A 15,079-nucleotide genomic window follows, 5' to 3' on the forward strand; every position below is an offset into this window, starting at 1 on the left:
GCTGCAGACAGACAGCGGAGGGAGGACACCATTGGTGCCCTCCCTCCGCTGTTGAGATTTCCGCCGCTGCTAGACGGCTGCCGGAATCTTCATGCCGTGCATGTTCACCAGCAGTTCGCGGGCGGCCTTCACCTGGGTGCGGGCTTCTTCGTCATCCCAGCCCAGCTGAGGGGCGAGGAGGCCGGCGAGCTCGTTCAGCATTTCCTCGGTCACGAGGCCGCGGAAGGCCAGTGACGTGCGCCGGATGAGGATGTCGGACAGGCGGGTAACCTGCTCGTTTTCCACCATGTAGGTCAGTTCGCGCGTGCTGAGCTCGGGGGTGGACGCCAGCAGCTGGTCTCCGCCCTGGGCCAGGAAGGCCAGCACATCGGTGGCGCGGGTGCCGTAGCGGGTCAGCAGTACGCGGACGCGGTCACGGTCGGCAACTTCGCTGGCGGTGCGGTTGACCCACAGGCGCTCCTCGGCCTCGGTGCGCGGGAAGTCCCTGCCGCCGCCGATCGCCAGTTCCGACGTCGCCGTCTTGCGCGGCATGCCCAGAGCGGTCATGGCCTCGGAAGCGAGGTTTTCGGACAGCGCGCGGAACGTCGTCCACTTTCCGCCGACGAGGGACAGCGTGGTGACGTTCTTGCTGCCGCGCTTGTCACTGCGCTTTTCGATGCGGTAGTCGCGGGACCCAAAACCCGGCTGCGTGTCGTCGTGCCTGGGCAGCGGCCGGACACCGGAGAAGGTGTAGACGATGTGGTCGCGGCGCACGTCGATGGTCGGGAACACGTGGGCGACGAGCTCGAAGAAGTACTCGATTTCCTCGTCCGTGCAGATCGAGTCCTCGGTGATGTCGGCGTCGATATCCGTGGTGCCTACGAGCACACGGTCACCCATCGGGTAGATCAGGACAATGCGGCCGTCGGTGTGTTCGAAGAACAGCTCGCGCCCGTTGCAGGCTTCGAGCAGCTCCGGGTGGTCCAGGACAATGTGTGAGCCCTTGGTGCCGCCCATGAAGGAGGTGCGCTTGCCGAAGGAATCGTTGGTTTCGTCCACCCAGGCGCCGGTGGCGTTGATGACGACGTCGGCCTCGAACAGGAATTCTTCACCGGTCAGTTCGTCGCGCAGCAGGGTGCCGGCGTCGGTGGTGCCCACGGCGGAAACATAGTTGCTGGCGCGGGACTCTTTGTTGGCCTCGAGGCCGTCGCGCAGCACATCCAGGGTCAGGCGCTCGGGGTTGTGCACCGAGGCATCGAAGTACGTGGCGGTGTACTTAACATCGGAACGCAGCTTGGGCAGTTCCTGCAGGGACTTCTTCTTGCCGACAAAGTTGTGGCGCGGAGCAACACGGCCGCCGCGGGAGAAGAAGTCGTACATCAGCAGGCCGGCCTTGATGAGCACTGCACCGCGTTCGGTGTGCTTACCCTGCTTGTGCGTCAGGAAGCGCATCGGAGCTGCGGTGATGCCCGAGAAGGTGCTGGTGATCGGGATGGTGGTCTGCAGCGGCTTCACGTAGTGCGGTGCCAGGCGGAGCAGCGCATTGCGCTCGACGACGGACTCGTGAACGAGGCGGAACTCGCCGTTTTCCAGGTAGCGGATGCCGCCGTGGATCATGTGGGAGGAAGCGCCTGAAGCGCCCTGGCAGTAGTCCCCGCGTTCAACGAGTGCTACGTCCACGCCCTGCAGCGACAGGTCACGGAAGGTGCCTACGCCATTAATGCCGCCGCCCACGATCAGCACTGAGGCCCGGGGCCGGTCCTTCAACTGCTGCACCACCGGACGGACGGCGGTTTTTCCCTTGCTGGGGTTCACGGAATTGTCCACGACTATCTCCAAACGCTTCTGTGGCGGCTTTGCCATATCCATCCATGCTCGAAGCCCGGAGGCCGCAGCATCGAGCCGATGCACAAACGTGCACCCTGACATAATGGATACATGACGATCTCTGCGGTTTTGATGGACTACAAGTGAACATTGGTGTCACTTCCCGCTCGGCGGCACGTGCCGGGGAGCCCTCGGCCCTTCAGGCGGAGGGACGCGACCGGGACGCATTGCGCGCGGCACAGATGTATTACCTGCAGAACCTCACCATGGAGGCCATTGCCCGCGAACTGCGGATCTCCCGTTCAACGGTTTCCCGCCTGCTCTCGCATGCCCGCAGCACCGGGCTGGTGGAAATCAGGATCAAGAGCGCAGCCGACCGGGCGCCGGCACTGGAGCGGGAGATCAGTTCCCGCTTCGGGGTCCACGCCAAGGTGGTTCCGGTGGCGGAAGGTGTCTCTCCCGCCCAGATCCTGCAGCGCGTTGCCGTCCAGGCCGCGCACCACATCAATCCCCTGATCGATTCCGACGCAATTGTCGGCGTCGCCTGGGGCTCCACGCTGACCGCCGTCAGCCAGCATCTGGGAGTGAAGGACACCCACGACAGCACAGTGGTGCAGATGAACGGTGCCGGCAACTTCCGCACCTCGGGCATCACGTATGCCAGTGAAATCCTGCAGCGCTTCGGCCATGCCTACGGCGCACGCGTGGTGCAGTTCCCGGTCCCGGCGTTTTTCGACCACACGGAGACCAAGGAAGCCATGTGGCGGGAACGTCCGGTGAAGCGGGTGCTGGACCTGCAGGCCCGGATGAACACCGCCATTTTTGGAGTCGGCTCCATGGAGGCCGGCGTTCCGAGCCACGTCTACAACGGTGCGTACCTTGATGAAGAAGACCTGGATGACCTGATGGCGGAGGGAGTGGTGGGTGATGTGGCCACCATGTTCTACCGCGAAGACGGCACCTGGGACGGCATCAGCCTCAATGCCCGCAGCACCGGACCGGAGCTGGGCCAGCTGCGCCAGGTGCCGCGCCGCATCTGCGTCGTAGCGGGGGAAGCAAAAACCGCCAGCCTCCTCGGTGCCCTGCGGGCTGGCCTGGTGACGGACCTGATCCTGGATGAGAATTCCGCCCGCCGGCTGGCTTCCTGCTGATGCGGCGTACTTCTAGCGCACTGTGGCCGGCCGCAGCAGCAACCAGGTCCCGGTGGCGGAAAGTACCACCGCACCGACGGCCGCGGCCCCGAGCCACCATAGCCGGAAAGCCGCAGTGATCGCTGCCGCTTGGGGAACGAGGATGATGACCGCCAGCAAAAGAGCGAGGACAAGGACGCCGGCGATCAGTTGAGGACCAATCGCACCGAAGCGCACCCATGCGGCGGCAAAGACTCCCCCGACGGTGAGCGTGGTCAGCACTCCGAAGAAGACGATCGGCAGCAGACGCAGCGGGTCGCCGCCGCCGAGGACGTAGATGTCGAAGATATAGAAGCCGGCGAACCAATGATTCGTGGCAATTTCAATGGCGTTCAACACAGCCAGGAGCAGGGCGACGTAAGAGGCTGCGATTGCGTTCCAGATCAGGGTGCCGGCGACGAAATCGCGTCGCGTAGCTCCGAGAGCCAGCGCGAAGGGAAATGTAGTTGCCACCCTGGCAACGCCGAGATAACCAAAGAAACCCGCCAGGGCATAGACGATTCCGGGGTTGCTTTGGGAGCCCTGGATCCAGGCTTCACTACCCGGTTGACTTCCGGAGCGCCAGAAGACCAGTGCGATAAGCACGGAAATGACGGCAACGGATCCAGCGATGGACAGCGGCACGACAAACGTTTCTGTCCGCCGGTTGAGGTGGAATTTTACGGTCGAGACGACGGCGTTCATGCGTGTGCCCCTTTGTTGGTGCGGACGGGCTCCGGTGCTGTTGCAGCGGAGCCGTAACCGGCGACGAGTTGTTGGAGCGTTGCCGGCGAGACGGCGGCCCCGAGGGTGTGCGCCCGGAACCCGAGGCCGGCGTCGGCTGTTCCGCCGACGGTGACTGACCTGAGGCCGCCCACCGTGTGTGAGGCAAGCAGGGTCCGTCCGCCCACGAGCTCCTCGACAACCTGCGCCGGGCCGCTGACGGTAAACGCCAGGGTGGAGGTTTCTTCGCTGGCGCAGTCGACATACACCCGGCCCCGGTCAACAATCAGGACCCGGTCAAAGAGGGCCTCGGATTCCTCAATGAGGTGGGTGGAGAGCATGACGGTACGGGGGTGTTCCGCAAAGTCACGAAGAAGCATGTTGTGAAAAAACGCCCGCGCCGTGGCATCAAGGCCGAGGTATGGCTCGTCGAGCAGCGTGAGGGGCGCCCGGGATGCGAGGGCCAAAACGACGGCGACGGAAGAAAGCTGTCCCCGGGAGAATTTCTTGATCGGGGTCCTGTCCGGGATACGGAACCCTTCCACGAGTTCGGCGGCGACATCGGAGCTCCAATTCGGCGCGAAATCCGGAGCGATCCGCAGCACATGATGCAGTCGATAACCGTCTGGGTACCGCTGGTTGTCACGGATGAAACTGATCTGCGACAGGAGCGCCTTATTCTCAAAGGGATCCTGCCCGAAGACCTCAACCGTGCCTGAGCTGGGACGGTCCTGGCCGGCGAGGATCGACATAATCGTTGTCTTGCCGGCACCGTTCCGGCCGAGCAGCCCGCAAATGGAGCCTTCCGGCGCGGAGAGCGTAATGTCTTCCAAGGCCTTCACCTGCCCGAAGACACGGCTCAGGGAGCGGATGTCGATTGCGTTAGTCATGCCGGATCCTGTTCGTCGATCATCGAATGCAGCTCAGCGGCTGTGAATTCCAGGACCGCGGCTTCTCGAAGAAGCGGCTGCACGTATTGTGTGCGGAACTCGTCGCGCCGCCGGGTGAGGAGTATTTTCCGCGCCCCGGTCGCGACGAACATGCCAATGCCCCGTTTTTTGTAAAGCACGCCCAGACTCACGAGCATGTTCACGCCTTTACTGGCGGTGGCAGGGTTCATCTGGTGAAACACGGCGAAGTCGGTGGCGGAGGGCACTGCTGTTTCCTCCGGATAGGCCCCGGACACAATATCGTCGGCAATCCTGGCAGCGAGCTGCTGGAAGATTGGACCCTCGCCTGTGAACATGATCACACGGTAGTCCATTAGTGGACTAATGGACATGGGTACCGGATAGTCAGGACTCCAGCGTTGCTATGGACCTGGACCACAAAGCCTCTGCCAGGTCAGGGTCCCGGGCATGCCTGTTGGTGCCGGCCACCTTCCCCCGCCGGTAATACTCGCCCGTCGCGTAGTCCTGCCCGGGAACAGCACCGGCAAGATAGACCAGTGTTCGGGCGGCGCCTTTCTCCGGAGTCAGCACCAGATGCCGCAGGGGTGAATAGCCTGCACGGGTCGCCATGCCGTGCTCACCCAGGAAATTGGTGGCAACGAGGCCGGGGTGGAAGGTTGTGGAAGTTGCTCCCCTGAGCCGGTAGCGGCGGTCAAACTCGCGCGTAAACAGGATCAGCCCGAGTTTGGCTGCCGCATAGGCCCGGAAGGGCCGGTACCGCCTTTCCAGCTCCAGATCATCCGGATCCACGCGCCCCAAGAGGTTTGCCGCACTGGAGGTGTTGATCACGGTTCCGCCGGACTCCAGCAACCGGGACGTCAGCATCTGCGTGAGCAGGAAGGGAGCCAGATAGTTCACCTGGAAGGTCATCTCATGTCCGTCTCCGGTGATGCGCCGCTCCCGGCCGAACATTGCCCCGGCGTTGTTGGCCAGGACATCGATGACGCCGCAGTGTGCCAGCAACTGGAGGGCCAGGTTCCGCACAGTGTCCAGCACAGCGAAATCAGCCACGAAGTACTCGCCGCCGGTGTGTGTCGCCACTGCGGCTGTCTTCGACGGCGACCGTCCCACCACCACCACGCGATGCCCCTCCTGGGCCAGCTGCCCTGCAGCGGCAGCGCCGATGCCGTCGCTGGCACCGGTGATCACGATGGTTTTGGGTATCATGCTCAGGATTCCAGCATCGCCACCGACCGGTTCCACAACCCCAGGGCAAGGACCGCGTCCCGGGCCTGGCGATTCGGACGGGCAACCTTGCACCGCTCGAAGTACTCGCCCGTGGGATAGTCCTCCCCCGGTGTTCTCCCAGCCAGGAACAACAGCGTCCTGGCACCCTTTTCCGGGCTGCTCAGGAATAGGTGCTTCAGCGGGGTGTGATAGAGCGCGTGCATGGCCGAACCTTGGACGCCGGAGAAGCTGGACGCAATATTGCCCGGATGGAACGCCGTCGAGGTGGCACCGTGGGAGCGGTATCTGCGGTCGAATTCCTGGGTGAACAGGATCTGCTCCAGCTTGCTGTTTCCGTAGGCTTTACGGGGGTTGTAGGACTTCTCCGATTCGAGGTCCTCCAGGTCCAGCCGGGCGAAGAGCCGGTTGGCGATGCTGGAGGTGTTGATGACGGTCCCCTGTGATTCCAGCAGCCGGTCGGTCAGCAGCCGGGTGAGAAGGAACGGCGCCAGATAATTCACCTGGAACGTCATCTCATGTCCGTCTCCGGTAACCTCGCGTTCCTTCCCGAAGATGGCGCCGGCATTGTTGGCCAGGACATCGATGCGGGGGTACCGCTGCAGCAGCTCCGAAGCCAGGTTCCGCACCTGGTTGAGGTCAGCGAAATCGGCCAGCAGGAATTCGCCGCCGGTGTCTTCCGCGACGGCCGCTGTCTTCTCCGGGGAACGTCCCACCACCACTACTTGGTGGCCTTCCCGGCTGAGCCGGCGGGCGGCAGCCGCACCCACGCCGTCGGACCCGCCGGTGATCACGATGGTCTTGGAAACCATGGGCGTCTGCTTTCCTTGAAGTGCCGGGACGGCATCACCCTAACGGCTGGGGCACCGGGAACGGTACCCCAGCCGCAGGACGCATCCATGGGTTTCGCCGGATGGGCCAGTATCCGGCAGCGTTGCGAAAATCAGCCGGAATGCCTGCTTCGCCAGAAGGCCGCCATCAGCGCGCCGGAAACGTTATGCCATACCGAGAAGACTGCAGCCGGCAGCGCCGCCTCCGGGGTGAAGTACTGTTTGGCCAAACCGGCGGCCAGACCCGAGTTCTGCATGCCCACTTCTACAGCCATGGTCCGCCGGGAAGCGACCGGCTGGCGGAACAGTTTCGCGGTGCCGTAGCCCAGCCCCAGGCCCAACCCGTTGTGAATGATAACCGCGAGGAGGATCAGCCAGCCGGCCGTCACGATGGCAGCGGCGCTTCCCGCCACCACGGCGAGGACCACAAAAGTAATAGCCAGTACGGAAATCCACGGCAGGACCGGCAGGACGCGGTCAACCAGGCGTGGCACCGCGTAGCGGAGGACCAGCCCCAGCACCACGGGGATGAGGACAATCTGGACAATGGATAACGCCATGGATCCGGCATCCACGGCCATGTACCGGCCAGCCAGCCACAGCGCCAGCAGCGGGGTGAAGAGAGGTGCCAGCAGGGTCGACACCGAGGTCATCGCCACCGACAGGGCAACGTTGCCCTTCGCGAGGTACGTGACCACATTGGAGGCGGTGCCTCCCGGAGCGCAGCCAACAAGGATGACGCCGGCGGCCAGTTCCGGACTCAACTGCAGCGCCCAGGCAATCCCGGCACCCAGCAGCGGCATGATGACAAACTGCGCAACCACGCCAAGGAACACGGGCAGCGGCTGCCGGACCACCAGGGCAAAGTCCGGCAGGGTTAGCGTCAGACCCATGCCGAACATGATCAGCATCAGCGCCGGGTTGATGAACGGCGAAAGCCCGGTGAACGGCGAGGGAAAGAACAGGGCCACCGCTCCCCCGGCGAGGATGAGCAGCGGGAAGACCGTGACCGCCACGCGGGCGCTGCGTTCTTCACCGGTGCGGGTTGGTTGGGGGGTTGTGGTTTCGGGGTTCGCAGACATTCCCACATGGTGGCACTGCACGCGCCGGTCCGCTATTTGTGACACGCAGGACGACGCCGGCGGCAGAGGACAGGGGCCGCTGCACCTGCAGCGGCCCCTGTTTGCCGGCACCCCGGGGCCGGGCATCGGAACTCCAACGGATTACACCGCGGCGAGCTCCCTCTGGGCAGGCATTTCCCCGGCCGGAGCAGCGGGAGCAGGAGCTGTATCCACGGGCCAGGCTTCAGTCCGCGGCGGCTTGAGCCGGTCAATGACCATCACAGCCGCCAGGGAGACCGCTCCCCAAATAATCAGTGTCAGCACATGGGTCCCGACCGTGTCCCCGCCGAAGTAGAGGATGGAACGGATGGACTCCACCGCGGCGGGCATCGGCAGCACCTCGTGCAGGTAGCGGAAGATCTCCGGCTCCATGTAGATGGACATCGCCGCACCGGAAGCCGGGACACCCAGGAACATGAGGATGCCGATCACAGGAAGGATGGCAAGCATGCCGATCAGGCGCTCAAACACCGCCGTGAACATAGCCATGCAGAAGATAGCAACTGCACCAACTGCCCACAGTTGCAGAAAGTGGCCGTCAATCGCGCCGACAAAGACATCGGCAATCACCCACAGCAGAGCTGAGTACCCTACGGCCCAGGCGGCGACGACGGGCAGCAGCCTGCGCAGCGGACGGCTGGCGGGCTGGGCGGTTGCGCCCACCACAATGATCATGAAGCCGGCCATGATCCAGCCCATGGCCAGGTACATGGTGGCCATGCCCATGGAATCCTGCTCCGGCATCGGGGCAACGTCTTCAGTCGTCAGTTCCATTTGCTGGCCTGCAGCAACCTGGGCGAATACCTGATTGACCACCTGTTGAGCGCTCATGCCTGCAGCCTGGTTGGTCAAGAGCGTTGCGCCTGGATTCTCTGCCGACGGCAGCACATACGCCGCAGTGACTTCCCGGTCCCGAACCAGTTCCCGTGCCTCATCCGCCGAATCCACGGCACGGAGGTCAAAGAGGCCGGACATGTTTGCCTCCAGCCCGGCAACAGCCTGGTCTGCCTGCTGCACAGTGGCACCGGCGACGGCAACGGGCATATCCCGCGGTGCCGGCTGATACATGGCGCCGAGCATCATGGTCAGCATCATGGACACCATAACCAGCGGGAAGAAGGCCAGAGTGACATAGCGCCAGGTGCGGCTCTTTGGCCGCGGGCCGCCGTGCAGGGAGGCAACGTTGACGGGCAGCGGCCCGGCATCCGGCTTCCGGCGGCGTTTCAGTGCATCCAGCGCCAGGGTCAGCGCCAGGGATGCAGCGGCGCCGATGACCAGTACCAGCAGGCGCGCTCCCGCACCGTCCCCGTCAAAGTAGAGCACCGAGCGCAGCGACTCACCTGTGGCCGCGGCCGGCAGGAAGCTGTGCAGGAAGGGATAAAGGGCAGGCATGGTGTGCACGGACATGCTCATGTTGGAAGCGGGGACACCCAGAACCATGAGGAGGAGCATGCCGGCAAGAACCGCCATCGGACCCAGGATGCGGGTCAGGAACAACTGAACGCTGCCCACCGCAAAGACCGACAGCCAGCAGATGCCCAGCACTGCTGCAGTGTGGCCCTGGACCACCCCCATGACGGGGCCGACTACCGTCCAGACCAGTGCCGCGATCAGTGCGGACCAGCCGGCAAGCAGGGGTACGAACCGCCGGAAGCGCAGCAGTTCCGGTGAATTGGACAGCACCAGGCTCAGCGGCATGTAGCCGGCCAGCATCAGGGCGGTGGTCATGAACATAGCACCCAGTCCCGCCATGTCATTCTCCGGCAGGGGCTGAAGGTCCTCGGTCTCCAGGGACAGCCCCTGTCCGAGCACCTGCGGGGCCAGCAGCGCCGTGACCGCACTTGACTGGGAGGCTCCGGCGGCGCCTGCCGTATACACCGTGGCGGATCCTCCGTTCAGGACCACGGCACCGGAAACCTCACGCTCCAGCACCAGCCGGCGAGCCTCGTCCGCAGAGTCCACCTCCCGGACATTCACTGCATCGGGATTGGCGTCCCGCAGTGCCCCGGCGAAGGAATCAGCCTGCTGCGCTGAACCGCTGAGGGCAATGGGCATATTGTTCGGCTCGGGCGAGTGCATGGCCGCCAGATAGCCGCCCACCAGCATGGACACCATCAGCAGCGGCATCAGGAACATGGCGACATAGCGTCCGATTTTTTCGGCCCTGGCACGCTTGAGGGCGGCGGCATCGGGGTCCGCGGCTGCCGTTACCGGCACTCCGCTCGGCGCCGGGGACACCGCGTCCGGCGGATTACCGCTGGACGCGGGGGAATTGTGACTCAAGGACATGCTCCTGTGCTGTGGTTCGATGGAAGGTGCGGGAGGCGTGCGGACCGGATGGTGCGTACGCGGTCAGTGGGACCAACCCGTCAAAATTACGCCATGTGGCGTAAATTGGGTAATTGAACCGGATTTGACGCCGAAAGAGGGGCAACCTGCATGGGACAGCACGGCGACAAGGCACGCGGCCATCTGCTCGACTCCGCCGAGGAGCTCTTTGCCCGCTTCGGCATAGACGCCGTCTCCAACCGGCGGATCGCCGAGCATGCCGGCACTGCCAACCATTCCGCCGTCGCGTATCATTTTGGCGGCCGCGACGAACTGCTGCGGGCACTCGTCACCCGCCATCTGGAGGACACCGACCGTCGGCGCCAGGAACTCCTGGCCGGCCTGCCGGCCGGAGCTCCGCTGCCTGACCTGCTCACCGCCATGATCCTGCCCTGGGTGGACCATCTGGCGTCATTGCCCGCCCCCAGCTGGCGGGCGCGCTTTGTGCATCAGATCCGCTCGGTCCCCTCGGTGCATCAGGTCCTCACCGAGGCCGCAGTGGCCAGGCCCGCCATGGAGGAGCTGGTTGCCCGCACCCATGATGCCGCCGGCCATGTGCCTCCCGCCGTCCTGTACGGACGCTCCTCGATCCTGGGCAGCATGGTCCTGGGCGTCTGCGCAGAATACGAGGCCCGCCTTCAGGACGGGGTGGAGGAACCCAACTGGACCGGCGTCGGCTATTTTCTTATCGACTCCTGCGCGGGCATGCTGGCCGCGTCCGTCACCCACCCCGGTGACTTTCTGGCTCGGCCGTCCTCGGTCTATCTGCTCTAACGCCCGCGCCCGGCAGCTGCGAGCGCCTCGACACTGCGCGCCGTATCCTCGGCCACCAGATCACCGTTGATGGCGGCGCCGGCCATCAGGCCCGCAGCTGCCGCGGCCATTACCTGCGCTGACGGCGCCGTCAGGTTGCCCGCTGCATAGACGCCCGGCACGGAGGTGGTGCCTGCGGGGTCCGCTGAAACTGCCGTCCCATAGACCACGTCACCCATGTACTGATCAGCCGGGACGATCCCCAGCCCGGCGAGGTAGCCTGCCCTGGCTTCGAGACGGCTGAACACCACCAGCACGTCCCGGTCCTGAAGATCGCCGTTGGCCAAACGAACCGCGGCGCGCTCTCCCTCCACACCGGCAACCTCACCGGCAACGGTGCGGATTCCCCTCGCTGCCAGCTGCTCAGCCTGAGTGTCGTCCGGCGTTCCTGCAGTGTGCAGGAACAGGGTGACGTCCGTGCTCCATTGCCGCCACAGCAGCGCCTGGTGCATCGCGATCCCCATATCCGTCGCCAGGATGCCGATGGCCTGGTCACGGACTTCCCAGCCGTGGCAGTACGGGCAGTGCAGGACACTGCGTCCCCAGCGTTCCGGGATGCCGGGTACAGCCGGCAGCATGTCCCGGACCCCCGAAGCGGCCAGCACCCTGCGGGCATACACCTGCTCTCCGCCCTCCAGCTGCACCATGAATCCGCCGCCGCCGTCCCGGGCCACCGTTTGTACCCGCCCCGTTCTCACAGTGCCGCCGTAGCTCTGCACCTCATCCCGGCCAACCCCGTACAGCTCCCCCGGTGTTGCTCCTTCCCGGCCCAGGTAATTGTGCACGTGGGCCGCCGGAGCGTTCCGCGGATCCCCGGCGTCCACCACCAGCACAGTCCGACGCGCGCGGACAAGCGACAGGGCACCGCTCAGCCCTGCTGCTGCACCGCCAATGACAACGACGTCGAACTTGCCGCCGCGAGTGCTGAGCCTGTCTGCTGCTGTATCCGTCACCGAATTCCGCCCTTCATTCCTGCACCGGCGGTGCCGGCGCCTTTGTTCTTCCAGTGTCCGGCGGGCAGCTCGGATGCGGCAAAGAATATTGCCGCCATGGCAAAATGAAACAGATGGATGACTCTTTGGAAAACGCTCTGGGCGGCGTCGGCGCCAGGCTCCGTTCGCTGCGGACCGAAAGACGGCTGACACTTGCCGGTGTTTCAGCGAGCACAGGGATTTCGGTCAGCACGCTCTCCCGGCTGGAATCCGGCCGGCGGCGGGCCACGCTTGAGCTGCTGATGCCCCTGGCCCGGATCTACGCGGTCACCATTGACGAACTTGTGGATGCTCCGGCCACCGGGGATCCCCGCGTGCATATGCGCCCTCTGCGCCGACACGGCGCCACCATTATTCCGCTGACGCAGCAGGCCGGCGGGATTGGGGCCTACAAATACATCCTGCCGGGCAAATCCGTTCCCTCTCAGCCGCAGCTGAAAACGCATGAGGGCTACGAGTGGCTGTACGTACTCAGCGGCAGGCTCAGGCTGGTGCTGGGTGAGCAGGATCTGGTCCTGAGCTCAGGGGAAGCTGCCGAATTCAACACCCGTGTCCCGCACTGGATGGATAACGCCGCCGCTGAGAGCGTGGAATTCCTGGCCCTGTTTGGCCCGCAGGGCGAGCGCGCACATCTGCGCGCCCGCCCTGCCCGGGAAACCGGGGACCGGAGCTGAGCCCCGGCCCCCGACCTCGGTTAGTACATCGCGATGAAGCGTCCGACGACGCCGCCGGCACGCAGCTTGTCAATCGCCTCGGGGATGTCCTCCTGGGAGATGAGATTCATGGGCGGCTTGAGCTGCCCGGATTTCATCAGGCCGTAAAGGGCCTCGAGGTCCTCCTTGGTACCGGACTTGGAACCCTTGATGGACAGCTGGTTGATGATGATGGGGTAGGTGTTGATTGTTGCTTCCAGCTTGCCCATCCCCACCTGTACCAGGGTGCCGAACTCGGCCAGGGTCTCGATCGCCGCAGCTGTGGTGGTGCCGAAACCGGCGTAGTCAACGATCAGATCCAGCTTCTTGTCCTTGAAGGCTTCGATGCTGTCCGCAACTCCTGCGAGCCCGATCTCGTCTGCGAGGTCCCTCGTCGCGGGATTGATTTCAGCACCGTAGACTTCTGCTCCGGACAGCACGGCCACCCGCGCGCCGATGTAGCCCAGGCCGCCCAGGCCTATGACGCCAACCTTCATGCCTTTCCTGGCTCCGCCCACCGTCATGATCGCGTGGTAGGCGGTGAGGCCGGCGTCGGTGGCCATTGCAGCCAGATCAAAGGGGACCTCGTCCGGGAGTTTGACCAGGTTGTCGTCGGTGGCGAGAAGCTTGGGACCAAACCCTCCGTCCCATTTGCCGTAGCCCAGGGCGTCGCCGTCGCTCATGACCGGGGCCAGGCCCACACGGTCGCCAACCTTCCAATGGTCCATGCCTTCGCCGACTTCGGTAATAACACCGGCGTTCTCGTGCCCCATGGTCCGCGGAAGCTGGAAGAACAGCGGCATCCAGCCGGGGTCATCGAGGGCTGTAACGTCGGAGTGGCAGACACCTGCGGCCTTGACCTCCACGACCACTTGTCCGGGTCCGGCGTGGGGTTCGGGGACGTCGTTGAATTCCAGCGGTTTGTTGGTTCCGGTGAACTGCCATGCCTTCATGGGCCGCTCCTTCCTTTGTTGCACCGTTGCAGGACCATTTTATCGCCGTCCCGCAGAGGTCAGCTCAGGAGCGTGCCGCTGCCCCCGGTGTTAGCGCACCCCGCCGGCCCAGCAGCCTGTCGTAGATCACCGAAAACACCAGTGCCACCGCCACGGCGATGACGATGATGATGAGCATGCCGATGATTCCGCTCTGCACCCCGGCGCTGGACTGGGCATCGAAGTAGAGGACGGCACGGTTGGCCATGGTCATCTGGTAAAGCGGTTCCCCGCGCGCTATGAACCGGAAGAACCCCGGCAGGGCTTCCAGCGGCACCACGCCGCTCGCCGACGGCAGGCCCATGAATACCACATAGATGAGGGACAGAATCATGCCTGCACTGCCGAACACCCCGATGAGCGCGAAGGTCACCGCGGACACGGTCACGATCGACAGCCAGGTGGTGAGGAAGAACAGACCGCCGTGCGGTATCGGCATTCCGACGGCGGATGCCACCCACATCATCAGACCCGCGGTGGGGAGCGCCCCGAGGACCACGATGCCCCATTTGATGAGGTACGTTGCCCAGCGTGCCGGGCGCCGCGGGGGTCCCAGGGTGAAACGGGGACCCAGCTCGATCGGCGCCACTCCCAGACGGGCGTCAAGAAGAAAATGCAGGGCCACGGAACCGCTGACGCCCACCACCATCAGCAGGACGGAGTAGAAAAATGCTCCCATTCCCAGGGCAGCACCTTCCGGCGGCGGGGAGTAGACGCTGGTCTTCACAGAAATTGGGTCCGCCAGCAGGTCAGCTGAGGTTCCAGCGACCTTCGGAGACACCTGGGCCTCCAACTCGGCCGGCAGCGCAGTGCCCAGCTGCCCCAGCTCGCCTTCCAGTTCGGCCTGCGCCTGCGCCCGGGCTTCCTCCGCGGATTTAGTGAGCTGCTCCCCCAGTCCGCGGTTGGCCTGTTCCAGCGCAGGATCTATGGCCTCAGTGGCCAGGCTGCTGGCCAGCGGGCCGGCCTGGGGATTGGTGTAGACCGTAATCGAGGGCCGGGTTACCTCATCGGCGCTGAGCGAACCTGCAACCAGCGCAGTGGCATCCGCCGAGAATGACTCCGGAATCATCACCGTCCCGTGGATTATCCCCTGGCGCATCTGGCTTTGCGCCTCGTCCCAGGACAAGACCCGCAGCTCAATCTGGTCCGAGCTGCCGAATCCCTGCTTCATCTGGTCCGTGATGTTCTGTCCCAGGTCCTCGCGGCCGCCGCCCGGCGTTGCAGTTCCCTGGTCCTCATTCACCACAGCAATGGGAAAGTGCTTCAGATGATCCCCCGGACTGCCGAGTCCGCCAATGTAGAGAGCCGTGCCTGCTCCGCCCAAAAGCAGGAGCACCAGCAGCGGCAGCAGCCAGGTGCGGGGGGAAGCATAGAACCCCGTCCCGCGGGGAGGGGACACAGGGGAAGTTCGCGGCTGGTCGGTGGCTGGATGAGCTGGCATGGAACGCACCTCCGGAAGAGCAGACTGATGCTGGGGC

General features: G+C 64.6%; 14 protein-coding genes. 3 read left to right on the forward strand and 11 right to left on the reverse strand.

All coding sequences use genetic code 11. The annotated features are described in order from the left end of the window. Nucleotides 1-69 precede the first annotated feature (69 nt). Nucleotides 70-1,842 (reverse strand): glycerol-3-phosphate dehydrogenase/oxidase, encoded by a 1,773-nt coding sequence (locus QMA10_RS08420; protein ID WP_290167465.1) that lies wholly within the window; start codon nucleotides 1,840-1,842, stop codon nucleotides 70-72. 206 nt (nucleotides 1,843-2,048) lie between these two features. On the opposite strand from QMA10_RS08420, the gene QMA10_RS08425 reads away from it, so the two are divergent. Further along, nucleotides 2,049-2,957 (forward strand): sugar-binding domain-containing protein, encoded by a 909-nt coding sequence (locus QMA10_RS08425; RefSeq protein ID WP_356834343.1) that lies wholly within the window; start codon nucleotides 2,049-2,051, stop codon nucleotides 2,955-2,957. A 12-nt stretch (nucleotides 2,958-2,969) separates the two neighbouring features. On the opposite strand, the gene QMA10_RS08430 is transcribed toward QMA10_RS08425, so the two are convergent. The 7 genes from QMA10_RS08430 to QMA10_RS08460 all read right to left on the reverse strand — a co-directional run bounded on the left by QMA10_RS08430 (nucleotide 2,970) and on the right by QMA10_RS08460 (nucleotide 10,067). Next, a complete protein-coding gene (locus QMA10_RS08430; RefSeq protein WP_290167466.1) occupies nucleotides 2,970-3,680 on the reverse strand; it encodes a hypothetical protein in 711 nt (236 codons plus the stop codon). Continuing rightward, the gene (locus QMA10_RS08435; protein WP_290167468.1) at nucleotides 3,677-4,588 is read right to left on the reverse strand and encodes an ABC transporter ATP-binding protein; all 912 of its coding nucleotides are present in this window, start codon (nucleotides 4,586-4,588) and stop codon (nucleotides 3,677-3,679) included. Before QMA10_RS08435 ends, QMA10_RS08430 begins: the two co-directional genes overlap by 4 nt. Next, nucleotides 4,585-4,944, reverse strand: coding sequence for a GntR family transcriptional regulator (locus QMA10_RS08440; RefSeq protein WP_290167470.1), 360 nt, complete (start codon nucleotides 4,942-4,944; stop codon nucleotides 4,585-4,587). The genes QMA10_RS08435 and QMA10_RS08440 overlap by 4 nt, the downstream gene beginning before the upstream one ends. Before the next feature lie 49 nt (nucleotides 4,945-4,993). Beyond that, on the reverse strand, nucleotides 4,994-5,815 hold the full coding sequence (locus QMA10_RS08445; RefSeq protein WP_290167474.1) for an SDR family NAD(P)-dependent oxidoreductase: 822 nt from the start codon (nucleotides 5,813-5,815) through the stop codon (nucleotides 4,994-4,996). A 2-nt stretch (nucleotides 5,816-5,817) separates the two neighbouring features. Further along, nucleotides 5,818-6,645 carry an SDR family NAD(P)-dependent oxidoreductase gene (locus QMA10_RS08450; RefSeq protein ID WP_290167476.1) on the reverse strand — a complete coding sequence of 276 codons (828 nt, stop codon included), beginning with the start codon at nucleotides 6,643-6,645 and terminating at the stop codon, nucleotides 5,818-5,820. Between the two features lie 131 nt (nucleotides 6,646-6,776). Continuing rightward, nucleotides 6,777-7,745, reverse strand: a complete 969-nt coding sequence (locus tag QMA10_RS08455) for a bile acid:sodium symporter family protein (protein ID WP_290167478.1) — start codon at nucleotides 7,743-7,745, stop codon at nucleotides 6,777-6,779. A 141-nt stretch (nucleotides 7,746-7,886) separates the two neighbouring features. Continuing rightward, complete coding sequence (locus QMA10_RS08460; RefSeq protein ID WP_290167479.1) at nucleotides 7,887-10,067, reverse strand: ABC transporter permease; 2,181 nt, start codon at nucleotides 10,065-10,067, stop codon at nucleotides 7,887-7,889. Between the two features lie 156 nt (nucleotides 10,068-10,223). Between QMA10_RS08460 and QMA10_RS08465 the strand changes: the two genes are divergently transcribed. Next, nucleotides 10,224-10,886: a TetR/AcrR family transcriptional regulator gene (locus QMA10_RS08465; protein WP_290167481.1), complete on the forward strand. Its 663-nt coding sequence runs from the start codon at nucleotides 10,224-10,226 to the stop codon at nucleotides 10,884-10,886. Here the strand turns inward: QMA10_RS08465 and QMA10_RS08470 are convergent. Beyond that, on the reverse strand, nucleotides 10,883-11,878 hold the full coding sequence (locus QMA10_RS08470) for an NAD(P)/FAD-dependent oxidoreductase (protein WP_290167483.1): 996 nt from the start codon (nucleotides 11,876-11,878) through the stop codon (nucleotides 10,883-10,885). The two genes, QMA10_RS08465 and QMA10_RS08470, sit on opposite strands and share 4 nt — an antisense overlap. A 113-nt stretch (nucleotides 11,879-11,991) precedes the next feature. On the opposite strand from QMA10_RS08470, the gene QMA10_RS08475 reads away from it, so the two are divergent. Continuing rightward, entirely contained in the window at nucleotides 11,992-12,591 is a 600-nt protein-coding gene (locus tag QMA10_RS08475) for an XRE family transcriptional regulator (protein ID WP_290167485.1), read from the forward strand. A 20-nt stretch (nucleotides 12,592-12,611) separates the two neighbouring features. On the opposite strand, the gene QMA10_RS08480 is transcribed toward QMA10_RS08475, so the two are convergent. Next, entirely contained in the window at nucleotides 12,612-13,562 is a 951-nt protein-coding gene (locus QMA10_RS08480) for a zinc-binding dehydrogenase (protein WP_290167488.1), read from the reverse strand. 64 nt (nucleotides 13,563-13,626) lie between these two features. Continuing rightward, nucleotides 13,627-15,042, reverse strand: a complete 1,416-nt coding sequence (locus tag QMA10_RS08485; RefSeq protein WP_290167490.1) for an ABC transporter permease — start codon at nucleotides 15,040-15,042, stop codon at nucleotides 13,627-13,629. Between the last annotated feature and the right edge of the window lie 37 nt (nucleotides 15,043-15,079).

Origin of the sequence: Arthrobacter sp. APC 3897, from assembly GCF_030407495.1 — a bacterium.
GTDB lineage: Bacteria > Actinomycetota > Actinomycetes > Actinomycetales > Micrococcaceae > Arthrobacter_B.